This window comes from Streptomyces sp. NPDC021356 (assembly GCF_040641015.1).
Lineage (GTDB): Bacteria > Actinomycetota > Actinomycetes > Streptomycetales > Streptomycetaceae > Streptomyces.
In genome coordinates, this window is sequence record NZ_JBFACU010000017.1 from 35,556 (window position 1) to 58,095 (window position 22,540).

A 22,540-nucleotide genomic window follows, 5' to 3' on the forward strand; every position below is an offset into this window, starting at 1 on the left:
CTGCACTGCGTAGCGATCCGTAACTGAGAATGACACAGAGAAGTCTCACCATGTAACTTCTCACGCGAATCGATCGAGTGAATCCCGTGGTGAGCCGACTGCCGCGCTGCCTAGCCTGTTCACGCCCCGAGCGACTGCCTGGGGGTTACGCACAGAGGAGCCCCATGCCCGAGAGGACGACCACTCGCCGACGCCAACTGGGCGCGATGCTGCGCAAGTTGCGAGCCCGTAAGGGCATGACCCTGGAGGAAGCAGGACGGCTGGTCGGCGTGTCCAAGGCAACGGTCAGCCGGTACGAGACCCAGGCCGGTCCGGTGAAGTGGATCGTCGTCGATGCACTGTGCCGCGAGTACGGAGCGACCGACGCCGAGCGGGAGGCCGTCGTACGGCTGGCCAAGGATGCCAAGCAGCAGGGGTGGTGGAGTTCGTTCGCCGACTCCATCCCGGAGAGCATGAACCTGCTGCTCACGCTTGAGGATGAGGCCGTGCACGAGAACCACTTCTCGTGCGTCTACGTCCCTGGGCTTCTGCAGACCCGGGCGTACACCACCGCCCTGCAGGAGGCCAACGAGATCCGGCTGGACCCCGCAGAGATCGAGCGGCTGGTGGACATCCGCATGAAGCGCCAGGAAATCCTCGCCAGGTCGAAACCGCTCCGCATGTGGGCCATCCTCGACGAGTCGGTCATCCGCCGTGTCGTCGGTTCGGCCGAGATCATGAAGGAACAGCTCGAGAGGCTCCTCGAAGCCAACGAGTCGTCCCACATCCGGCTGCAAGTACTGCCGTTCTCCAAGGGCGCTCACGCCGCCGCCCTCGGCAGCTTCGTCATCATCGGCGGGACCGAGGCAGCTCTCGACGTGGCCTACGTCGACTTCCACACCGGCTCGCTCTTCTTGGAGAAGGATGAAGAGCTTGAGCGATACAGACTTGCGTTCGAGTACCTGCGCGCACAAGCGTTGGACGTGGAGGCCTCCTCCGCCATGATCCAACGCGCTCGCAAGGAGCTGTAAATGCATGTAGATCTTCCTGTTCCACATGACCTGAACTGGTTCAAGTCGTCATACAGCGGCGCTAACGCTACAGAGTGCGTAGAGGCCGCTTGCATGCCGTCAGGCGTGCTCATACGTGACTCTAAGCAGCCGGAAGGCCCCTGGGTTGCCGTATCTCATCGCGCATGGCGTCGGTTCGTGACTGCCCGGCCCCAGTAAGGCAGGAGACAACAGCGAGGATGGCTGGGCCTTCAGCGGCCCAGCTCACTGCCCCGGCCGACGCAGTGGACCGGATGGACGTCACCGGGGAAAGACCACGGGTTGGACCGTGCATCCGCCGCCTGGGCAACCCGGGTGGCAAATGAAGAGCTGAGCGTGACGCTGCCGCGGCAGTGGGCCCACTCGTGCGGGGTCGCCGATCGTGCCTGCGGACTGGCGCCAGTCCTGGGAGACAACGCTGATCTGATCGATCGTCGTGATCACAGGAGTCCTCGTGGGTCAGTTGTGGCTCCGGCCGGAATGCCGTGAGAAAGCACCGTCGAAATCGCCCCCGGCTGCGGGCCGTCGCCGCTTCGTCGCAATCACGAACCGGCTCGCGCCCCGGGTGTGGAATTCAGGTGGTCCTCGATGTGCCGGAGGCGTCTCCACGCACCAGGGTCTGTTCCGTCGCCGAGTTCGTAGTGGAGGGCGGGGCGGGCCGTGGGGCCGAGGCGCCGGGAAGGGGTGTCCGGCAGGGTGCTGTCCAAGCAGCCCCGCCCGATGTCGGCCACGGCGTCCGGGCCGAAGGTGAGGGAGACGGGGAGGGCCGGCGGTTCGTAGTGGGACGGGACCGTGAGGTCCGCGCGGGCTGCTCGTAGCTCCGTGATCATTGTGGCCAGACGGTGCTGAGCGGCCAGTTCCTCTGCCAGGTGCGGCAGCCGGTCCAAGAGGGCGGGACTGTCGGCGGTGTGGCCGAAGGCCAGCGTGATGTGTTCCTCCACGCCCAGGCGGGTGTGGGTCACGCGCTGGGTGGCGATCGCCGGGTGGTCGGGGTTGCCCACTGCCACCAGCCAGGTCGGTGATCCACGGCGAGCACGGCTGCGTACGAGGTCGGTCAGCTGGCGGCGGGACCAGGGGACGTTGACGGGTTCCGCGGTGGACCAGCCCGCGGGCGGTTCGCCGGTCAGGGTCTGCCAGGCGCATTCCAGCGCGCCACCGAGGAGGAGCTGTTCGTCAGGGGCGTGGACAGTCCGCATGGACAGGAGGAGCTGGCGTTCGCCCGCGGGGCCTGACGGCGGCCGGTAGGCATCCACGATGGCAGGGCTCGGGCCGGTAGTCGGGGTGAAGTGGCCGTCGTGCCAGTCGAGTTCCACGCCGGACAGTCCGTCGTAGTAGCCGGTTTCGGGAGCGCTCACGACCCAGCGGGCGGGGGCGCGGTCCAGGAGTGTGCGGGTGGGCAGGGTGAGGCGGGTGGTGGGCGGGGTGACCAGGTACAGGTACCGGCCGGTCCGTGCGGTGGTGCGCAGGAGTTCGGTCAGCCAGGTGGTGGCGGCGAGGATCGGGGCGTCGTGGAGGACGATGACTGCTTGGTCGGTGAGGATGTCGGCTTCGGCGAGTACGTCATCGCCGCCCGCGCCGTCCGGGCTCGGTTCGCCGGAGGCGGAGACGGTGACGACGTCGGTGTGAGAGGCGGCCTCGCGGGGCCCGGTGGTGCCGTCGAGCAGGGTGGCCAGGCGTCCGGCCACGGAGGCTGCCAGCCGGGGTGCCTCCGGTGCGGCGGAGGCCGCGCGGACCTCGGTCCACCACACCGGGGTGTCCGTGGCGGCGCCGGGGCCCAGGAGCCGTGCCGTCTCTCCCGGTACCTGGATGTAGCGAGGGGCTTCGACCGAGACCACCAGGCGCCCGTCCTCCGTGCACAGTCGCGCCACGGCACCTTGCCCTGCCCGGGCGACGCGCAGGTCGGGGCCGCCTGCGTGGAGGGCGGCCAGCAGAGATGCGGGGTCCGGCATTCTCCGGGTGATGGCTACGGTTTCCTGGGTCATTCAGTGCCACCAGTCGTGCCACAGAGATTTGGTCATCGGTACATCAATACCGGCCCGACAATTCTTCGAGGGCGTCTAGTGAAGGGGCTTCCCGAGGGACTTCCTCCATGGCCCTGCCGGTTTCCGCAGGCGACGGACTCATCGCCAACCGCAACAAGGCGGTCTGCGCACTGAGCCCCTGCTCATGGGCGTCCCGAAGACGTAGCAGCCACAGGGCGCCCGCTTCGAGCGCCGCCTCGCCAGCGGCCGTCCGAGGCTCATAACCGGCAGCCTCGTCGCCGACGGAGGCCCATAGGTACCCCAGAGTCTTTCCGTCCCACCCGATGGTGAAATAGCGCACGGGGTGGTCAGTGATTTCTTGGTACTCGTTCTCCGATTCCGGGATTCTGGATCGGAGCAGGCGCGAGCGGGCGGGAACCTCGAACGTCCCCCAGGAGTCGTCGTAGGCGAATCCTTCGATTCTCGGATCTTCGAATCCGGAATCTGTGGGAGTTGCGTATCGATTCGGGTCACCCGGTGTGCAGGGGCTGCCCAGAAATGCTGAAATATTGTGCAGGACTGCGCTGAGCCGAGGCGCGTTCTGCGCGTACACCTCAGGCTGCTCCCGGTCTCGGGTATCCATGGTCAGCCACGCGTCACTGTACGTCTCCAGCGTCACCAAGAGGAGGCTGCACCTCCAGATTTCCACTTGGACAGAAAAAAGCTTTTCTGCCCGATGCTTCACCCCTGACTCCAGCCAATAGCCTGGGCATTCGGCTCGCGCACTGATGATCAAATCACCGACGGTGGATTCGATCTCAGAGACAGCATGCGACAGGGCCGTTCCAGGAGACAGTGGTTCTGCTTCCAAAGGCAGGCCCTCGGCCCTGAAAAGCGTGTTTCGGGTGTCACTCATGGCCCGGGCAGACAAATCAACCTTACCGTTGCCCACCGCCAGGTCGTATTCTTCCAAGATTTTCCAGATTACGACAGCGGTTTCAGCCGCACGGATGGGACGAAGTCTTTCAACGCCCGACGCCACTTCCCAATTCCAGTCGCCAATGGGGTTCGAGAAAATCACAGCATGTCCTTGGGGTCGACCTTGCTTCCTGGCGGGATGACGAGATTTCCGTCCTCCAGGCGGATGACAAAGGTGATGCCTTCACCCTTCGGTCCGCGCCCGCCTCGGTGAATGTCCATGAGAGCATCGTAGGAGCCATTGGTCATCCAGTCCGCCAGTCCTCCCCGTCCTCCGTCCACAAGGAGCACGTGGTGCGTGGCTTCGGCCTTCGCCAGCTGAAGCAAGTACTTACCCCGGGTGTTTCACTCACCGGGTCCAAGGGGTCATTGAGGTGCTTCATCTGATAGGCGTAGACATCGCCGGACTGATCCAGGATACGGACGTCCACGTCGGCACCGACCGGGAGCTTCTGCTCGAAGTCGACAGCATGAGCAGGAACGCCGCTACGGACCAGATCATCCGCGAAAATGAGCTGGTCGGCACTTGGCTGGAACATGTTCTGCTTGTTGGCACCCAGGGACGACACGACCTGCCCATACTCGTCGCTCTTGTTGAACTGGCCGGAGGCTATGATCTCCGCAACTCTCTGGCCGTCCGGTTCCGATCCAAGCCTCTCCATCACTCTGTCGAGAACATTGGGCTTCGGGCGCTTCTTGCCCGGGATGCCCTTGATCGCGTCGCGGGCCCGCTGCTCCGTCTCCCCTCCGCGATCCATGGGACGGCCCTCCCCATCGGGCGAGGATCCGGAGTGAGCTGAGGGAGGATGACTGTCCGACCCGCCGTTGCCACCGTCGGCGCCACGTCCGTGGCCTGCGCCGTCGACCGCACCGTCACCGGCATCTTCCCCCTGGTGATCGGCATCTTGATGCCCTGTGGCGTGATCGGACCTGCCCCCGTGGCCGTGCCCTTCCTGTCTCGGTCCTGCCTCGTGGCCGTGTGCGTCACCTGCACCGGGGTGCCCCTCAGGCGGCACGCGCGAACCGGCACCTTCCTCGACGTCGCCTGCCCGTGGGCCGGCCGCGACCAACTCACGGTCGCCGGATGTGGAGTCGGCCGTCCGCTCGGTCGCGGCGGGTTCGCGTCTGACCGGGCTGCTGTCGGGTTTCCCGTCGGGCTTGATGGCGATGAAGTTGCCGTCTTTGTCGATCCGGTAACGGTCGTTCAGGTCGAGGGCGGTGTCGGGGAAGTGCGGCTTCGGGAGTTTGAGGTGGTCGGTGACGCGGGTGAGGACCTCGGAGACCTTCGGCAGGTCGGACAGGGCCTTGGCCGCCTTCATGCTGCCCGAGACGGGGTCGAGGACGTCGCCGGCCCTGGCCAGGGTGCCGGCCGTCTCGGCGACCCTGCCTGCCTTGCTCACCTTGGCGAGGCCTCCGGCGGCCCCTCCGAAGAGCGTGAGGAGGTTGAAAGCGGTGACCGCGTGGGCGCGCGCCGGGTCCTCGCCCCACGTGTCGTAGGCGACGAACCCCTTGCCGAACTCCTTGGCGTACGCCTCACTGCCGCGCTGCCAGTCCGAGAGGTGGTCGCCCAGGCCGACCGCGTCCATGCCGTAGGCGTAGGCGCCGACGAAGGTGCGCCTGAGGCCGTCCCAGGTGTCGTGCTGGGCCTGGGAGCCGTTGACGCCCAGGAGGTTGTCCTCAAGGATGCCCAGGCCGACGAAGCCGCCCCAGACGCTGTCCTTGACAATGCCGTCCCACGCCCAGCTCTTGACCCCGTGGCCCCACCAGTCCAGGCTCCACCGGTCGTAGCTGCGCTCCTCCGGGCTGCCCCAGGGGAGGCCGTCCATGGACTTGAGCGTGTCGGCGTCGAAGCCGTACATGCCGGGTGCGTGGCTGCCGTCGTCGACCACCCAGCCGGGTCGGCACGCCCCCGGGCTGATGCTCCCGATCTTGCTCGCCGCGTCGCGCTCCGCCGCCTGGAACCCCGCGACCGCCACCGCCACGTCGTCCGTCAGGGCTTTGTCCCGGTCGACCTTGTCCTGGTCCTTGGTCCAGTCGTCGTCGCCCCGCACGCTGTCGACGAAGGCGATGGCCTCCTCCTTCAGCGTCTTCAAGCGGTCCGCGTGGGGCTTCGCTTCCGCGACGAAGGTGTCCAGCGCGTCGGCCAGGGACTCGATGTGACCGGCGAACTCGTCCGCCCGGTCCATCACCGGCTGCGTGGAGGAGAAGAGCTGATCGGCCTCCGGCGCCCTGTAGTAGGCGGCCGTCGCCTGGAAACGGGAGTGGACGTCCTGACCGTCGTTGCGGATGCCGACGGCGCGGGTGCGGAGTTCGGTGACGGCCTTGGCCAGCTTGCCGAAGTCGCCGGTGTACTGCGGTATTCCCCCCGGCTCTATCACCCCCGGTGCTCCCCGCCCTGCCGGTCGGCCTGCTCGGCCACCGCGCGCAGTTCGGCCGATGAGGGGACCTTGGCCGCCTCGCGCTGAGCACGGGCGGCCATCGCCAGGTCACCGTCGATGTACGCGGTGGTGGCCTCGACCGTTCCGGCCATCGTCTTCTTGATGCGGGCCACCATGAAGGTGATCTGCGGCTCGGTGTCGGAGGCGAAGTCCGCGATCGCGGCGCCGACCGGGCCGACGGGTGCGGAGCCGCAGTACGGGCCGCTGATCGTGCCCGCGCACAGGGCCGCCTCCTCGACGCTCCCGCCGTAGCCCTTGATGTCCTTGCCGAGGTCGTCGGCGGCCAGGCCGACCAGCGACAGTATCGATTCCACCCCGCTGGGCGTGACATCCCACCCCGTCACGTCTACCCCCCGTAGATCGTTCGCGACGATACGTTTCCCCTGTTGAGGCCGGCGGCTCGCGCGGCGCCGGCCCGGGGATCTTCATCCTTATCAGGAGGGTGATTGCCAAAGCAACGAGGTTGAGCGCGGAGGACGGAGATCCGGCCACTCAGGCTGTTCGGCCCGCCCGCCGGGCACCGCCCAGTTCCACCCTGCCGAACAGCAGCGCGTACCCCGCCGGCAGGTGGGTCAGGACGTCCGTCAGGACGGATGGGGGCAGGTGGGCCGCCAGGACGGTCAGGACCGTGCCGGTGTCCCAGCGGGCCGTTGCCGGGGTGGAGCCGTCGATGCGGGACGCCACCGACTCGACGAACTCGCGTGCCGTCAGGGGGCGGACGACCGGGATCTGGGCGGCGATCACCCTTGCCGCCTCCTCGGGGAGGGCGCGGGCCAGGGCCACGCGTTCGTCGCCGGTCACGTGGGTACCGAGGGCCGAGAGGACGGTGCGGGTGATGTGTTCCGCCTCCGCTCTCGTCCGGTAGCCGCCCGCTTCCCGCACCCGTTCGGTCAACGCGTGCCAAGTGGTGTCGGTGGAGGGGGAGTTCGCGGGCGTACTGATCGTCTTCCTGGTGGGGGCCGCCGTCGCGGTCATCGTGTGGGGTCTCCTCCGCGTGGGTTCGCTCGCCGGGTGGCGCGTGGCCGCGTCCCGTGAGCGGGGTACGGGCTCACGGGACGCTTCCTCAAGGGTGTTCTCAGCTGCTCAGCTGCCTGCGTCCGCCGCCGCCGGTGATCTGGATCTTGCGCGGCTTGGCCTGCTCGGCCACCGGGATGCGCAGCGTGAGGACGCCGGCCTCGTACGAGGCGTCGATGCGTTCCGTGTCGAGTGTCTCGCCGAGGAACAACTGGCGGGTGAAGGTGCCCGTGGGTCGTTCGGAGACGATCATCTCGGCACCGTCGGGGGCCGGGTGCTTCCGCTCGGCGTGGACGTTGAGCACGTTCCGTTCGACGTCGAGGTCGATGGTCTCCGGGTCGACCCCGGGGAGGTCGAAGTGGACGACGAAGTCGTCTCCCGAGCGGTAGGCGTCCATGGCCATGGCGCCTGGACGGGTGGGACCGAAGACCTGCTGTGCGAGGCGGTCGAACTCGCGGAAGGGGTCGGAGCGCATGAGCATCACAGGTCACTCCTCTCTCGTGGCACTGAGTGCGATGCCCTACTCCTCTTTATATAGCTCGCCGGATGAAAGCTGACAAGCCCCGACTCATACCTGGGCCGCCAGGAACGCCGCCACCGCCTCGTACAGGGCTTCCGGCTGGTCCAGGTGGACGTCGTGGCCCGCGGCGGGGACGGTCAGCGGCGTGGTGTCGTGGGGGCGGCGGGTGTGCATCTCGGTGAACTCCGCCTCGCGCATCGTGCCGTCGGTGCCCCTCACCACCAGCGTGGGGCAGGTGATCGTCTGCCACTCGCGCCAGTGGTCGCGCCGGGTCAGTTCGGCGATCGAGGACACCATCACGCCCTTGTCGACCCGCGGCCACCAGCCGTCCGCGCGCTCCTCCAGGCCCCGCGCCCAGGCCTCGTGGCCGAAGAAGCCGGTGGCCGCCTCCGCGGTGGGGAACGGGACCGGCCAGGAGTCCAGCCAGGCCGCTGTCCGCTCCGGTACGTCCGGGGGTGTCGCCGCCGGGCCCGCCTCGACGAGGATCAGGGACTTCACCAGATCGGGCCGGGCGGCGGCCAGGAGCAGGGCCGTGTGGCCGCCGAAGGACTGGCCGACGAGGACGGCCGGGGCCAGGGCGAGGGTCTCGATCAGCGCCGCCGCGTCCGCGACGCAGGCCTCCCGTGTCACGTCCTCGGGGCGGCGCGTGCTGTCGCCGTGGCCCCGGGCGTCGTACGTCACCACACGGTGGCCGTCAGCCCCCAGACGCGCGGCCAGGTCGTCCCACTCGCCCCGGTGTCCCGCCAGGCCGTGCAGGAGGAGTACGGGCTCCGGCCGGTCCGAAGGGGGTTGCGAGGGGGGTTGCGAAGGGGATGGGTCGCGGTCCTCCGGCGTTCGGTCGACGGGGGTGTGGTCGTCGTAGGCGAGGTGCGTACCGTCCGGGCGGGGCAGGCGGCCCCGACGGGTACGGGCGGTGGCGGTGATGATGGTGGCGGTGATGGTGGTGGTGTTGTTGTCTTCGTGCGTCGTCTTCGGTTCGTCAGGCACCGCTCGGCCCCCCAGCGGAAGATCACCGTTCGATTCGGTGGTCAGCCTATGCCGGGGGGCATGAGGGCTCGGCGGGGCCTCGCGGTGGGCTCGTTGTGAACGGGTCGGCCGTCAGCCGAACATGCCCGGCTCGTAGTCGCCCGCGGGCTGCTGGATGACGACGTTCAGGCGGTTGTACGCGTTGATCAGTGCGATGAGGCCGACGAGGGCGGCCAGCTGGTCCTCGTCGTAGTACTTGGCCGCGTTCTCCCACACCTCGTCGCTCACGCCGCCGGCCGCGTCCGCGATGCGGGTGCCCTGCTCGGCCAGTTCCAGGGCCGCGCGCTCGGCCTCCGTGAAGACCTTCGCCTCCCTCCACGCGGCGACCAGGTGGAGGCGCTGCGCCGTCTCGCCGGCGTGCGCGGCGTCCTTGGTGTGCATGTCCATGCAGAAGCTGCAGCCGTTGATCTGGCTGGCGCGGATCTTCACCAGCTCCTGCGTCGCGGCCGGGAGCGTCGAGTCCGACAGGACCTTTCCGGCCGAGTTGATGTAGCGGAAGAACTTGCCGGCGACGGGGTTCTGGAAGATGTCGAGGCGGGCTTCCATCGTGGGCTCCTTGGTCGTCTTGGTCTTCGTTGCTCGTCTTCGTGCGGTTGCACTGATACGACGGATCCGGGGCGCGGTGTGTGACAGGCCGACGGGTCCTGATGATGTGACCTGGGTCTCACTCTGGCGTGCTCGGGGGCGGTCCGCCCGTCGGCGGGGCCGGGGGTTAGCCTCGGGTCGTTCGACACGTGCGGGAGTCTCGGCACGTGCGGGAGTCGGGGGAGACAGGGAGACAGTGATGGCGAGGATTCCTACGGCAGCGGTCGCCGCGACCGGGCTCGTCGGCGGCTACGGCGTGGCTCGCTGGACCAAGAAGCGGCAGCTGGGCGGGGCCGTACTGGCCGTCGCCGGTGCCACCGCCGCACAGCAGTGGCGGCAGCGGGCGGGCGGGAAGGCGGCGGGTGCGCTCACGGCCGCCTACGTCGCCGCGTTCGCCGGGTCGCACCCGCTGGCCAAGAAGGTGGGCGCCTGGCCCGCCGTGTTCGGGGTCGCCGGCGCGGTCGCCGCCGCCTCCTGGGCCGTCGCCGACCGGCGCGGCTCGTAAGCCGATCGACGCGCGGGGCTCGTACGCCGCCCGGCGCGCGGGGCTCGTAAGCCGACCGGCGCGCAGGGGTCGTACGCCGACCGGCGCTCGGAGGGCGTACGTCCCCCGGCGCGCGCGGCTCGCATGCCACCCGGCGCGCGCGGCTCGTACACCATCCGGCGCGCGCGGCTCGCATGCCGCCCGGCGCGCGGCTCGTACGCCACCCGGATGCACGGCCCGCGGGCCGACCGGACCGGCTCGAACGCCGGTCGGCGCGAACTCGTAGGCCTACCGGCGCGGGCTCACAGGCCGCCCGGCGCGGGCGCGTGACCGGCTCTGACCGAGTCCGTGCCGATGCGCGGGACGCGCGTCCCGCTCGCGTCCGCGCTCCCGCCGCCTCAGCCTCCGCCCCCTCGGCCTCCACCGCCTCGGCTGCCTCAGCCGCCCGCCGCCTGGAACGACTTCCGGTACGCCCTCGGGCTCGTGCCCACCACCCGCCGGAAGCGCTCACGGAACGCCGTCGGTGAGCCGAAACCCGCCTGCGCGGCGATGCGCTCCACCGGGTACGGCGTCGTCTCCAGCAGGTGCTGGGCGCGCCGCACCCGCGCGCGGTGCAGCCACTGCAACGGCGTCGTGCCGGTCTGCTCGCGGAAGCGGCGGTTGAGGGTGCGGGTGCTCATGCCCGCCCGGGCCGCGATCTCCTCCAGGGCGAGGTCGCGGTCGCAGTGCTCCTCCAGCCACCGCAGCACCGGCTCCAGCGTGGCGCCGGAGGGGGCCGGAGGCAGGTCGTGGACGATGAACTGCGCCTGGCCGCCCTCCCGTTCCAGCGGCATCACCGACATGCGGGCCGCGTGCGCGGCGACCGCCGAGCCGTGGTCCTTGCGGATCATGTGCAGGCACATGTCCAGGGCCGCGGCGGCGCCCGCGGAGGTCAGGAGCCGGCCGTTGTCGACGTAGAGGACGTTCGGGTCGACGGTCACCTCCGGGTACCGCTCCGCCAGGGTCCCTGCCGCGGCCCAGTGGGTCGTCACGCGCAGCCCGTCCAGCAGGCCGGTGGCCGCGAGGACGAAGGCGCCCACGCAGATCGAGGCGATGCGGGTGCCGTGCGCCGCCGCGGCGCGCAGCGCGTCCGCGACGCCGGGCGGGAGCGGGGCGGTGGGGTCGGCGACCCCCGGCACGACGATCGTGTCGGCCTCGGCCAGCGTCTCCAGCCCGTACGGCGCCTGGACGGTGAACGCGCCGCCGGCCGCCCGCACCTGCGGGCCCACCGAGCAGACCCGGGTCTCGTACAGGGGCCGGCCGTCCGGCTGCCGCGCCCAGCCGAAGGTGTCGACGGGGGCGGCGAGGTCGAACGGGATCACCTGGTCCAACGCGAGGACGGCCACGATGTGCATGCCGGGAGCGTAGGCGCGCGAACCGCGGGCGAGCACTGGGGGTGGCCCCTCAACCGGTCCTCACCCAGTCCTCAAACCCGGTCCCCGGTCCCCGCGCCCGGTCCCGGCACCCGGTCCCGGCACCCGGTCCCCGCGCCCGGTCCTGGCACCCGGTCTCGGCACCTGGTTCCCGCGCCCGGTCCTGGCACCCGGTCCCGGCACCTGGTTCCCGCGCCGGTCCCCGTCCCTGCCTGGCCCTGGCGGGAATCTATCGGTACCTGGCATTCTTGCCGCTTCTTCCGGCTCGGCGGCCCGTCTAGCGTCGGCGCGTGACCAAGTTCCTCCTCGCCGTGCACGTCCTGGCCGCGATCGTCGCGGTCGGGCCCGTCACCGTCGCCGCCAGCATGTTCCCGCCCGCCGCGCGCCGCGCGCTGTCCTCGCCGGGGGATCCGCGGGCCGTGGAGACCGTACGGCTGCTGCTGCGGATCTGCCGGGTGTACGCCGTCGTCGGCGTCGTCGTGCCGGTGTTCGGGTTCGCCACGGCGCGGAACATGGGGGTACTGGGCGACACCTGGCTCATCGTGTCCATCGCGCTGACCGCGCTCGCCGCGCTCGTGCTCGCCGCGTTCGTCCTGCCCCGCCAGGCAGCGCTCGCCGAGGGCCTCACCGCGGACAGCCTCACCGCCCGAAACCTCACCGCAGTGAGCCTCCCCGCGGGGAGCCGCACCGGGGCCACCGGTGAAGGCACCGACGAACGCGCGGGCGCAGGCACGGGCGGTGGCACGAGCGGCGGCGCCGGCGCGAACACCGCCCGCGCCACCGCCCGACTGGCCATGTTCACCGGCCTGTTCAACCTCCTGTGGGCCGCCGTCACCGTCCTGATGATCGTGAGGCCGGGCTCGACGACCGGGGCGTGAGGTCAGGCCGTGCTCGACGACGGGGCGTGAGGTCAGGCCGTGCTCGACGACGGGGGTGTGACGTCGGGTCGGCCCTTCTTGGCCGCCGGGCCGGACTTCCCCGTCACGGCGGTCAGCGGCTTGGCGATGTCCTCCAGGGAGCGGCGCTCGGCGTCGACCGCGAGGAAGGCGGCCACCAGGCCCGCCGCGCACATCAGGGCGGCGCCGATCGAGAAGGCGAGGACCGTGTCCCCGACCTTGCCGGTGCCCGTGAGGTCGGCGAAGAGCACCGGGCCGCTGATGCCGCCGGCGGCGGTGCCGAGGGCGTAGAAGAAGGCGATGGACATCGCCCTGGTCTCCATGGGGAAGATCTCGGAGACGGTCAGGTACGCGCTGGAGGCGCCGGCCGAGGCGAAGAACAGCACCGCGCACCAGCAGGCGGTCAGCGTGGTCGCGTCGAGCGCGCCGCGGTCGAACAGCCAGGCCGTGCCGAACAGCAGCAGGCCGGACAGCAGGTAGGTGGAGGAGATCATCACCCGGCGGCCGACCGTGTCGAAGAGCTTGCCGAGCAGCAGCGGGCCCAGGAAGTTGCCGACCGCGATGACGGCGAAGTAGTAGCCGGTGTGGTCGGCGGGGACGTCGAAGAACTTGGTGAGGATGGCGCCGAAGCCGAAGGTGATGGCGTTGTAGAGGAAGGCCTGGCCGATGAAGAGGGAGAAGCCGAGGACGGCCCGCTTGGGGTAGTCGGCGAAGACCGTACGGCCGATCTCCAGGAAGGAGATGGTGCGGCGCTGATGGATGGTGATCTGGCCGTGCGGCTCCGGCAGCTGTTCGCCCGTCTCGGACTCGATCTCCCGTTCGATCCCGGCCACCACCTCCTCGGCCTCCCGGTCCCTGCCGTGGATCAGCAGCCAGCGCGGGCTCTCGGGGACGTGCCGCCGGACGAGGAGGATGACCAGGGCGAGTACGGCTCCGAGCGCGAACGTCAGCCGCCAGCCCAGGTCGGCGGCGAGGAAGTGGGTGTTCAGCGCGAGGATCGACAGCAGCGAACCGCCGACCGCGCCCACCCAGAAGCTGCCGTTGATGATCAGGTCGACCCGGCCGCGGTAGTTCGCGGGGATCAGCTCGTCGATCGCGGAGTTGATGGCCGCGTACTCGCCGCCGATGCCGAACCCGGTCAGGAAACGGAAGAGGAAGAACCACCAGGCCTGGAAGGAGACGGCGGTCAGGGCCGTCGCCGCGAGGTACACCGCCAGGGTGATCATGAACAGCTTCCGGCGGCCGTAGCGGTCGGTCAGCCGGCCCCAGAACAGGGCGCCGACGCAGGCCCCGGCCACGTACAGCGCGGCGGCGACACCGGTGACCTGCCCGGAGCTGATCGCCAGACCGCTGCCCGGCTCCGACAGGCGGCTGGCGATGTTGCCGACGACGGTGACTTCCAGACCGTCCAGGATCCACACGGTGCCCAGACCGACGACGATGGTCCAGTGCCAGCGCGACCAGGGAAGGCGGTCGAGTCTGGCGGGGATGTCGGTGGTCACGGTGCGGCCGGTGCCGTCACCTGCCGCCCCTGCGGCGCTTGCGGCGTCTGCGGTGGCCATGGGCTCCCTCCTCGTCGAGCGGACCTCACTCCGGGTGCCCCCGAACCCATGGGATCACGCCCTGGCACCGGCCGCCTACGCTCCGAGGACGCGCGACACCGTGTAGATCAGCAGCCCCGCCAGCGAACCCACCACCGTGCCGTTGATCCGGATGAACTGGAGGTCACGGCCGATGTGCGCCTCGATCTTGCGGGTGGTGTGCTCCGGGTCCCAGCCCGCCACGGTGTCGGTGATCAGGGAGGTGATCTCCGTGCGGTAGGTCGTCACGACGTACACCGCCGCGCCCTCCACCCAGCGGTCCACCTTGTCCTGCGTCTTGGGGTCCTCGGCCATCCGGTTGCCCAGGGAGAGCAGGGAGGCCCGCACCCGCAACCGCAGTTCGCTGCGCTCGTCCTCCGCCGCCGAGACGATCATCGACCGCACCGCGGACCAGGCCGAGGCGATCAGGTCCTGCACCTCACCGCGGCCCAGCACCTCGCTCTTGAGGCGTTCGACACGGGCCCGGGTGTCGCTGTCGGACTGGAGGTCGGAGGCGAAGTCGGTGAGGAAGCGGTCCAGCGCCCCGCGCGCGGGGTGGCTCGGCATGTCCCGCATCTCGGTGACGAACCGCAGCAGCTCCCGGTAGACGCGCTCACCGACCTTCCGGTCGACGAACTTCGGGGTCCAGCCGGGCGCCCCGCCCTGCACGGCGTCCATCACCGAGTCGCCGTGCAGCACCAGCCAGTCGTGCGCGCGGCTGACCACCAGGTCGACGACGCGCCGGTGCCCGCCGTCGGCGACGATCTTCTCCAGCATCTTGCCGAGACCGGGCGCGATCTCCTGCACCGCCGCCCGGCGCGTGATCGCCTCACCGACCACGGCCTGCACGTCCGAGTCGCGCAGCACCGTCAGCGCGCCGCGCAGCGCGGTGGCCAGCTCGGCGGTCACCCGGTCGGCGTGCTCCGGACGGGCCAGCCAGGCGCCCAGCCGGCTGCCGATGCCCACGGCGCGCAGCCGCTGCCGTACGACGTCCCCGGCAAGGAAGTTCTCGCCGACGAACTCCCCCAGCGAGACGCCCAGCTGGTCCTTCTTCGTGGGGATGATCGCGGTGTGCGGGATGGGCAGGCCGAGCGGATGGCGGAACAGGGCGGTGACCGCGAACCAGTCGGCGAGCGCACCGACCATGCCCGCCTCGCTGGCCGCGGCGACGTACCCCGCCCAGGCGCCGGCACCGCTGTGCTGGGCCCACTTGGCCAGGACGTACACCACCGCCACGAACAGCAGCAGCCCGGTCGCGGTCAGCTTCATCCGGCGCACACCGCGCCTGCGCTCCTCGTCGGCGGGGCTGAACACGGTCATCGTGCGGCGGGAGACGGCCGCGGCATCCGCCGCTTCCGCATCCGCCTGTGGCACAGCCGTCGTCGTTCGTTCCATCCGCTCCACCCGTTCCGTGTTCCCGCACACGCGCCGCGCACGATTGTCCCCTCCTGACCTACTCCCGGAACGGAACAGGAGTTCCCGACACCACCCGGAAGCGACGAGGGAGGAGACGAGGGAGGGGAAGGGTGACGAAGGGGAAGAGGGGAGGGACGGCGAACCGGCCGGACGAACCGGAGGAAGGAGAGGAAGGGGAACGAGTAAGGGCAGCGGCGGCCCTAGAAGTCACGGTGCCCACGGCCGTCGCGGCGCCGGTCCCAGCGGTCCCGGTGCTGCTCCCGGCGTTCGCGGTGCTGCTCCCAGCGCTCCTCGTGCCGCTCGCGGTGCTGCTCCATGCGCTCCTCGTGGCGCTCCCACTGCCGCTCCCAGCGCTCCCGGTGCCCGTCGCGGCGGTCCGCCTCCAGCTCGCGGCGCTCGGCCCTGCGGTCCAGCTTCTCCTGGCGGCGCTCCTCCCGCTGCCGCTGCCGCTCGGCCTTGGTGAGCTTGCGCTCCACGCCGACGCCGCCCCAGAAGGCGAAGCCCGTGATGATCACGCGCGGGGCGCCCGGCTCACCCGGCACGCCCTCCTCGCGGTGGTCGAAGCCGCCCATGATGCCGATGCCGCGCACGACCACCTCGACGCCGGGCGGCACGATCACCTGCGCACCGCCCATGATCGCGATGCAGTTGATCTCGACCTCGCGGTCGGCGAAGTTCGCCTCGCGCAGGTCGATCTCGCCGCCGCCCCAGAAGGAGAAGCAGGTGAAGCGCTTGGGGACCGTCCACCGCCCCTTGCGCTGGAAGCCGGACATGACGGCGACGGCCCACGACGACGACCCCTCGCCGCCGGTGATCCGCCCCGCCCAACTCCCGTCCGCCTCAGGCTCCTTGTGCAGGGAGACCGTCGGGGCCACGGGGGCGGCGCCCTGCCCGACCGGCAGGTCGCGGGTGATCGGCGCCAGCTCCCCGTACGTGCGCGCCTTGTACGTCGCGTCCAGCCGCTCCTCGAACTCGCCCATGTCCAGGCGGCCTTCGGCGAGGGCGTCCCGCAGGACCTCGGCGACCCGTTCACGGTCGGCGTCGGAGGCGCGCAGCTCGGGCACGGCGGGCCCGGAGGGCGTCTCTCCAGGGGGCGGCACGGCATCGGTCATGGGCAGCAGCCTACGAGTTCACCGCGCGGGAGGCTACGAGCCCACACGTTCCGCCCCGGACTCGTACATCCTGGCGATCACCGCCTCGATGTCCGGCTCCCGCACCGACAGGTCCACCAGCGGATAGCGGTCCGCGATCCGCGCCACCAGCGGGGCCGCCGACTCGCCCGCCGGGAACGCCAGCCACTGCCGGGGCCCCTCGACGCGGACCACGCGTGCGCCCGGCACCTTGACCGGGGGCAGTTCGCGCTCCAGGTCCACCACCAGGGTGCGCTCCCCCTCCCCTGCCTCGTGCAGACCGGCCAGCGGGCCGTCGTACATCAGGCGCCCGTGGTCGATCACCATCACCCGCGAACACAACTGCTCGATGTCCTGGAGGTCGTGCGTGGTGAGCAGCACCGTCGTACCGCGCTCGGCGTTCATATCGCGCAGGAAGTCACGGACCCTGGCCTTGCTGATCACGTCCAGGCCGATGGTCGGCTCGTCCAGGTAGAGCACCTCGGGGTCGTGCAGCAGGGCCGCCGCGATGTCACCGCGCATGCGCTGGCCGAGCGAGAGCTGCCGTACGGGGACGTCCAGCAGGTCGGCCAGTTCCAGGAGTTCCACGCAGCGGTCGAGGTTCTCGCGGTAACGGGCGTCGGGGATGCGGTACATGCGGTGCATCAGCCGGTACGAGTCGATCAGCGGCAGGTCCCACCACAGTGTCGTCCGCTGCCCGAACACCACCCCGATGCGCTGGGCCAGCCGCGTCCGCTCGCGGGAGGGATCGATGCCCGCGACCCGCAGCCGGCCGCCGCTCGGGGTGAGGATGCCCGTGAGCATCTTGATCGTCGTCGACTTGCCCGCGCCGTTCGGGCCGATGTAGCCGACGATCTCACCGCGCGCCACGGTGAAGGAGATCCCGTCCACCGCCCGCACCCGCCGCCGCTCCCGCTTCAGGAAGCCGGTCTTCTTGCGCACGTCGAAGACCTTCTCGACCCGGTCGAGTTCGATGAACGCGCCGCCGACCGCGCTGTCCACCACGCCTTCGAGCGCGCCCTCGACCGCACTGTCGACCACGCTTTCGAGCGTGCCTTCGACCGCACTGTCGACCGCGCCTTCGACCGCGCCGTCAGGTCCCGTGTCCATGTCCGTCCCGCGTCCCTTCAGCTTCCCGTACTCCGATACGACCGCAGCCCCGCCCGCCAGGCCAGCCCCGCCAGCGCGCAGCAGGCCACCGCGACCAGCGGCGAGACGAACGCCGTCCACTGCGGCAGCGCCAGCGGGTAGGGGCGCCCGAGCACGTAGGCCGCGGGCAGCCAGTTGACGAAGGCCAGCGGCAGGACGAACGTCACCCCCCGCACCAGCTCCCTGCCGAACACGGTCGGCGGGTACTCCAGCAGCGTGGTCCCGCCGTAGGTGAACGCGTTCTGCACCTCGGAGGCGTCCTGCGCCACGAACTGGAAGGCCGCGCCCGCCACGAACACCGAACAGAAGATCACGCAGCCGCTCAGCACCATCACCGGCATCAACAGCACCTTGAGCACCGTCCAGTGCAGGTCCAGCGTGCACAGGGCGTACCCCAGCACCAGCAGTCCCTGCGTGACGCGGCCCAGCCGGCGCAGCGCGAACCGGTCCGCGGCGACCTGCGCCAGCACCGGGGCCGGGCGGACCAGCAGCGTGTCCAGCGTGCCGTCGCGCACCCGCCGCCCCAGCCGGTCCATCGAGCCGATCGCGAGGTCCGCCAGCCCGAAGGACGTGCCCGAGAGCCCGTACAGGAGGGCGATCTCCGGCAGCGAGTAGCCGCCGAGCGCGTCCACGCGGGAGAACATCAGCAGGATCGCCACGAAGTCCAGCGCGGTCGCCGCGAAGTTGCCGATGGTGGTCATCACGAACGACGCCCGGTAGGCCATCGTGGAGCGCAGCCACATCGCGGCGATCATGCGGTAGGCGCGCAGCCCGTCGGCGAGCCGGCGGCGGCGCGGCGGCGCGGGAACGGGTCCGCGAGTGAGTGCCCGGTCCGCGCCGCCCGCGGTCTCAGCCACCCTGCACCACCACCCGCCGCGTCGCCACCGTCTGCAGCAGCCGGCCGGCCCCCAGCAGCGCCGCCGCCCACGCGCCCTGGAAGGCGTACGTGCGCAGCGGATCCGCGTGTCCCAGCAGCACATCGGCCGGGGCCTGGAGCAGCGACGACCACGGCAGGACCCGTACGACCTCGCCGAGGGCGCCCGGGAAGACGTTCAGCGGGAGCAGCATCCCCGAGCAGAAGAGCCCGGCCAGCCACGCGATCTGCACGACACCCGCCCCGTCCAGCAGCCAGAACGCGCTCAGCGCCACCAGGAACCGGATCCCGAAGCTCACCAGCATCGCCAGCGGCACCGCGCCGAGGAACGCCGCCCAGGTCACCGGGTCCGTGGGCAGCGTGGCCGGGAAGAACAGCGCCCCGAAGACGAAGGGCACGACCCCGCGGCCCAGCAGCTGGAACGTCGCCCTGCCCACGTCCGCCGCGAGCCACCACAGCTGCAGGTCGGCGGGGCGGTGGAGATCCGTCGCGATGTCACCCGTACGGATGCGCTCCATCAGCTCGTCCTCGACGCCGCCCCCGCCGATCGCGAGCGTCGCGAGGAACGCCTGCCCCAGCCACACGTACGTCACCGCCTGGGAGCGGTCGTACCCGCCCAGATGCGGCCGGGCGTCCCACAGCGCGAGGTAGGTGTACACGAGGATCAGGCCGAAGACCGTGTTCGTGAACACCCCGGCCGCCGTGGCCGCCCGATACGTCGCGTACCGTCTGAATCCGCCCGCCGCGACGGCCGCGTACAACCGTCCAGCGCCCACGTCACGCCTCCCGAGCTCCGCCGACACCGAAGCGCAGGAGCCTAGTACGCGCGGAACGTGACGTGCCACGCATTTTCCGCGCCCCCGAAGTTTCGGGGCGCGGGAACGGAACGCTTGGTACGAGAGTCTTCATCCGGGGGCGCAAAAGGCAGAAGCCGCATGAGGGCGTACGGGAACGTACGAGGCGAAACAGGAGTCCGTGCACGAGATGAGCGACGAGCCGCAGCCGAAGGCCGGGGCGCAGCAGCCAGAGACCGGCGCGCAGCCACGGCCGCAAGCGCGACCGCAGTCGCGGCCCGGCCGGGAACCGCAGGGCCGACCCGGCCCGCACCCGGAGGCTGGGGCACAGCGCCAGGAGCCCGGGGTGGAGCCGGGTCCCGGTGCGGAGTCCGGCCCCGGTGCGGAGTCGGGTGCGGGAGCCGCCGGTTCGCGGTCGGGAGACGGGTCGCCATCGGGAGACCGGTCGCGGTCGGGAGACCGGTCGCCATCGGGAGACGGTTCGCGGTCCGGAGACGGTTCGCGGTCCGGAGGGGCTTCGGGTGCGGGGGCCGGTCCCGGTGGTGAGCGCGGTCGTCCGGGCGCGGATCCAGTGCCGGAGCCCGCGCCCGGGCCCGGACCCGCTCAGGATTCGGGTCCGCAGGGCGGGCCGCGGCGTCGTACGGTGCCTCCCGCCTGGGCGGCGGGAGCCGGTGCCGGTGCCGCCGGTTCCGGTGCACGTACCGCACCGGCCGCGCCACGCGCCGCCGTGACCACCACGGCCCACGCCTCCGGCGCCACCGGCGGCGGCACGGGCGCGGGCGGCAAAGGCAAGCGGCCCAAGCGCCGGCGTACCGGGTGGCGGCGCATCTTCCCCACCTGGCGCATGACGCTCGGCGGGTTCCTCACCCTCGTCCTGCTGGGCTTCGGCGCGTTCTTCGTCGGCTACTCACTGGTCAAGATCCCGTCCGCCAACGCGCTGGCCGTCAAGCAGGCCAACGTCTACCTCTACGCCGACGGCACCGAGATCGCCCGCGACGGCGAGGTCAACCGCGAGAGCGTCCCGCTGGAGCAGGTCTCCAAGGCCGCCCAGCACGCCGTGCTCGCCGCAGAGGACCGCGACTTCTACACCGAGTCCGCCATCGACCCCAAGGCCGTGGTCCGCGGCGGCTGGCGCACCATCAGCGGCAAGGGCAAGCAGTCCGGCTCCACGATCACCCAGCAGTACGTGAAGAACTACTACCTGGGCCAGGAACAGACCGTCACCCGCAAGGTGAAGGAGTTCTTCATCTCGATCAAGCTGGACCGCAACAAGTCCAAGGACGAGATCTTCGAGGGCTACCTCAACACCAGCTTCTTCGGCCGCAACGCGTACGGCATCCAGGCCGCCGCCCAGGCGTACTACGGCGTGAAGGCCAAGGACCTCGACCCGGCCCGCGCCGCCTACCTCGCCGCACTGGTCAACGCCCCCAGCGAATACGACGTGTCGGCCCACCCGGAGAACAAGGCGGCCGCCGTCGCCCGCTGGAACTACGTCCTGGACGGCATGGTCAAGAAGGGCTGGCTCAGCGCCTCCGAGCGAGCCGGCCTGAAGTTCCCGACGCCCAAGGCCGCCACCGTGCCCACCAACATGGCCGGACAGCGCGGCTACCTCGTGCGCGCGGTGAAGGACTACCTCGCCAAGAACAAGATCCTCGACGAGGACGAACTGGCCGCCGGCGGCTACCGCATCACCACCACCCTGCAGAAGAACAAGCAGGACGCCTTCGTCAAGGCGGTCGACGACCAGCTGATGAACAAGCTGGACAAGAAGAACAACAAGACCGACGGCTACGTCCGCGCCGGCGGCGCCGCCGTCGACCCGAGAACCGGGCAGGTCGTGGCGATGTACGGCGGCATCGACTACGTCAAGCAGTACACCAACAACGCCACCCGGCGGGACTTCCAGGTCGGCTCCACCTTCAAGCCGTTCGTGTTCACCTCCGCCGTGCAGAACCAGTCCACCACCCAGGACTCCCGCCCCATCACCCCGAACACCCTCTACGACGGCACCGACAAACGGCCCGTGCAGGGCTGGAACGGCGGCCACTACGCCCCCGAGAACGAGGACCAGCAGTCCTACGGCGACATCACCGTCCGCGAGGCCACCGACAAGTCCGTCAACGCCGTGTACGCGCAGATGGCCGTCGACGTGGGCTCCGACAAGGTCAAGGACACCGCGATCGCCCTCGGCCTCCCGTCCGACACTCCGGAGCTGATCGGCTCCCCCTCGATCGCGCTCGGCGTCGCACAGGCCAGCGTCCTCGACATGGCCGAGGGATACGCGACCCTCGCCAACCACGGCAAGCACGGCACGTACACGATCATCAGGAAGATCACCAAGGACGGCGCCGACGCGGTGGCCCTCCCGGGCCACGACAGCACCGCCTCCCAGGCCGTCAGCCGCGAGGCCGCCGACACCACCACGTCCGTGCTGCAGAGCGTCGTCCAGAACGGCACCGGCGCACCCGCGCAGGCGATCGGCCGCCCGGCCGCGGCCAAGACGGGCACCGCCGAGAACGACCAGGCGGCCTGGTTCGCCGGTTACACGCCCGACCTCGCCACCGTCGTCTCCGTCATGGGCCAGGACCCCGAGACCGCCGCGCACAAACCGCTCTACGGCGCCCTCGGCCTCGACCGCGTCAACGGCAGCGGGCCGCCCGGCAGTATCTGGGCACAGTTCATGGGCGACGCCCTCAAGGGCACCCCCGTCAGCGACTTCGACCTCCAGCTCCAGCCCGGCGCCGACGAGACCCAGGCACCCCCGAGCAGTCCGGCCCAGACCAGCCCGGGCACCGGCGCCGACACCGCCGGCACCACCGCGACGCCGGGGGCCGGCCGCGGCCAGGACACGCAGGGCCAGGGCACCCAGGGGCAGGCTCAGGGACAGACCGGCGGCACACCGGGCGACTCCAGCGGCGGCACGCCCACGGACAGCGGCGGCACCGGGGACACCCAGGGCGGCCCGGGCGGTGACACCGGCACCACCGACGGCACGGGCGGCACTCCCCCCACCGGCGGGGGGACCCAGGGCGGGGGCACCCCCGGCGGCTCCGGGGGCGGTACGCCGACCACCGGCGACCCCACCGGGGCCGGCGGCGCGAGCGCCGACGGCGGGTCCGGGACCGGGACCAGCACGGGCCCGGCCGCGGGCGGCACCGGCACGAACACCGGCACCGGCCCGGGCACGGGTCAGCACGTCACCACCCCACGACAGCAGTAGGCGACAACGGCAGTAGGCCACGACGGCAGTAGCCC

21 protein-coding genes are annotated in these 22,540 nt (G+C 70.8%); 5 read left to right on the top strand and 16 right to left on the bottom strand.

The window, feature by feature from the left end:
- The first annotated feature begins 164 nt into the window (after positions 1–164).
- Positions 165–1,010: a helix-turn-helix transcriptional regulator gene (locus AB0G56_RS23450; RefSeq protein ID WP_360972339.1), complete on the top strand. Its 846-nt coding sequence runs from the start codon at positions 165–167 to the stop codon at positions 1,008–1,010.
- Positions 1,011–1,208, top strand: coding sequence for a DUF397 domain-containing protein (locus AB0G56_RS23455; RefSeq protein ID WP_360972341.1), 198 nt, complete (start codon positions 1,011–1,013; stop codon positions 1,206–1,208).
- A gap of 362 nt (positions 1,209–1,570) precedes the next feature.
- On the opposite strand, the gene AB0G56_RS23460 is transcribed toward AB0G56_RS23455, so the two are convergent.
- The 9 genes from AB0G56_RS23460 to AB0G56_RS23500 all read right to left on the bottom strand — a co-directional run bounded on the left by AB0G56_RS23460 (position 1,571) and on the right by AB0G56_RS23500 (position 9,511).
- Entirely contained in the window at positions 1,571–3,010 is a 1,440-nt protein-coding gene (locus tag AB0G56_RS23460; protein ID WP_360972343.1) for a DUF6177 family protein, read from the bottom strand.
- Positions 3,011–3,053: 43 nt separating this feature from the next.
- Entirely contained in the window at positions 3,054–4,070 is a 1,017-nt protein-coding gene (locus AB0G56_RS23465) for a hypothetical protein (RefSeq protein ID WP_360972345.1), read from the bottom strand.
- Positions 4,067–4,189: a hypothetical protein gene (locus tag AB0G56_RS23470; protein WP_360972347.1), complete on the bottom strand. Its 123-nt coding sequence runs from the start codon at positions 4,187–4,189 to the stop codon at positions 4,067–4,069. Before AB0G56_RS23470 ends, AB0G56_RS23465 begins: the two co-directional genes overlap by 4 nt.
- 23 nt (positions 4,190–4,212) lie before the next feature.
- On the bottom strand, positions 4,213–6,345 hold the full coding sequence (locus AB0G56_RS23475) for a hypothetical protein (RefSeq protein WP_360972349.1): 2,133 nt from the start codon (positions 6,343–6,345) through the stop codon (positions 4,213–4,215).
- On the bottom strand, positions 6,342–6,749 hold the full coding sequence (locus tag AB0G56_RS23480; RefSeq protein ID WP_360972351.1) for a DUF6507 family protein: 408 nt from the start codon (positions 6,747–6,749) through the stop codon (positions 6,342–6,344). Before AB0G56_RS23480 ends, AB0G56_RS23475 begins: the two co-directional genes overlap by 4 nt.
- A gap of 148 nt (positions 6,750–6,897) precedes the next feature.
- Positions 6,898–7,380 carry a DUF2267 domain-containing protein gene (locus tag AB0G56_RS23485; protein WP_360972353.1) on the bottom strand — a complete coding sequence of 161 codons (483 nt, stop codon included), beginning with the start codon at positions 7,378–7,380 and terminating at the stop codon, positions 6,898–6,900.
- A 100-nt stretch (positions 7,381–7,480) separates the two neighbouring features.
- Positions 7,481–7,900: an Hsp20/alpha crystallin family protein gene (locus AB0G56_RS23490; RefSeq protein WP_360972355.1), complete on the bottom strand. Its 420-nt coding sequence runs from the start codon at positions 7,898–7,900 to the stop codon at positions 7,481–7,483.
- An 87-nt stretch (positions 7,901–7,987) separates the two neighbouring features.
- Positions 7,988–8,926 (bottom strand): alpha/beta hydrolase, encoded by a 939-nt coding sequence (locus tag AB0G56_RS23495; protein WP_360972357.1) that lies wholly within the window; start codon positions 8,924–8,926, stop codon positions 7,988–7,990.
- A 111-nt stretch (positions 8,927–9,037) separates the two neighbouring features.
- Entirely contained in the window at positions 9,038–9,511 is a 474-nt protein-coding gene (locus AB0G56_RS23500; protein ID WP_360972359.1) for a carboxymuconolactone decarboxylase family protein, read from the bottom strand.
- A 238-nt stretch (positions 9,512–9,749) separates the two neighbouring features.
- Here AB0G56_RS23500 and AB0G56_RS23505 point away from each other — a divergent pair, with 238 nt between their 5' ends.
- On the top strand, positions 9,750–10,055 hold the full coding sequence (locus AB0G56_RS23505) for a hypothetical protein (protein WP_360972361.1): 306 nt from the start codon (positions 9,750–9,752) through the stop codon (positions 10,053–10,055).
- A 416-nt stretch (positions 10,056–10,471) separates the two neighbouring features.
- Here the strand turns inward: AB0G56_RS23505 and AB0G56_RS23510 are convergent, their stop codons facing one another.
- Positions 10,472–11,428, bottom strand: a complete 957-nt coding sequence (locus tag AB0G56_RS23510; RefSeq protein ID WP_360972363.1) for a helix-turn-helix domain-containing protein — start codon at positions 11,426–11,428, stop codon at positions 10,472–10,474.
- A gap of 308 nt (positions 11,429–11,736) precedes the next feature.
- Between AB0G56_RS23510 and AB0G56_RS23515 the strand changes: the two genes are divergently transcribed.
- Complete coding sequence (locus AB0G56_RS23515) at positions 11,737–12,324, top strand: protease (RefSeq protein WP_360972365.1); 588 nt, start codon at positions 11,737–11,739, stop codon at positions 12,322–12,324.
- A gap of 32 nt (positions 12,325–12,356) precedes the next feature.
- Here the strand turns inward: AB0G56_RS23515 and AB0G56_RS23520 are convergent, their stop codons facing one another.
- The 6 genes from AB0G56_RS23520 to AB0G56_RS23545 all read right to left on the bottom strand — a co-directional run bounded on the left by AB0G56_RS23520 (position 12,357) and on the right by AB0G56_RS23545 (position 19,267).
- Entirely contained in the window at positions 12,357–13,904 is a 1,548-nt protein-coding gene (locus AB0G56_RS23520) for an MFS transporter (RefSeq protein ID WP_360972367.1), read from the bottom strand.
- A gap of 75 nt (positions 13,905–13,979) precedes the next feature.
- Positions 13,980–15,242: a DUF445 domain-containing protein gene (locus AB0G56_RS23525; RefSeq protein WP_360972369.1), complete on the bottom strand. Its 1,263-nt coding sequence runs from the start codon at positions 15,240–15,242 to the stop codon at positions 13,980–13,982.
- A gap of 296 nt (positions 15,243–15,538) precedes the next feature.
- Positions 15,539–16,450, bottom strand: coding sequence for a DUF1707 domain-containing protein (locus tag AB0G56_RS23530; RefSeq protein ID WP_360972371.1), 912 nt, complete (start codon positions 16,448–16,450; stop codon positions 15,539–15,541).
- Positions 16,451–16,483: 33 nt separating this feature from the next.
- Positions 16,484–17,578 carry an ATP-binding cassette domain-containing protein gene (locus tag AB0G56_RS23535; RefSeq protein WP_360972373.1) on the bottom strand — a complete coding sequence of 365 codons (1,095 nt, stop codon included), beginning with the start codon at positions 17,576–17,578 and terminating at the stop codon, positions 16,484–16,486.
- Between the two features lie 17 nt (positions 17,579–17,595).
- On the bottom strand, positions 17,596–18,474 hold the full coding sequence (locus AB0G56_RS23540) for an ABC transporter permease (protein WP_360972375.1): 879 nt from the start codon (positions 18,472–18,474) through the stop codon (positions 17,596–17,598).
- Positions 18,467–19,267: an ABC-2 family transporter protein gene (locus AB0G56_RS23545; RefSeq protein ID WP_360972377.1), complete on the bottom strand. Its 801-nt coding sequence runs from the start codon at positions 19,265–19,267 to the stop codon at positions 18,467–18,469. The genes AB0G56_RS23540 and AB0G56_RS23545 overlap by 8 nt, the downstream gene beginning before the upstream one ends.
- A gap of 199 nt (positions 19,268–19,466) precedes the next feature.
- Here AB0G56_RS23545 and AB0G56_RS23550 point away from each other — a divergent pair, with 199 nt between their 5' ends.
- A complete protein-coding gene (locus AB0G56_RS23550) occupies positions 19,467–22,505 on the top strand; it encodes a transglycosylase domain-containing protein (protein ID WP_360972379.1) in 3,039 nt (1,012 codons plus the stop codon).
- Positions 22,506–22,540: the final 35 nt, after the last annotated feature.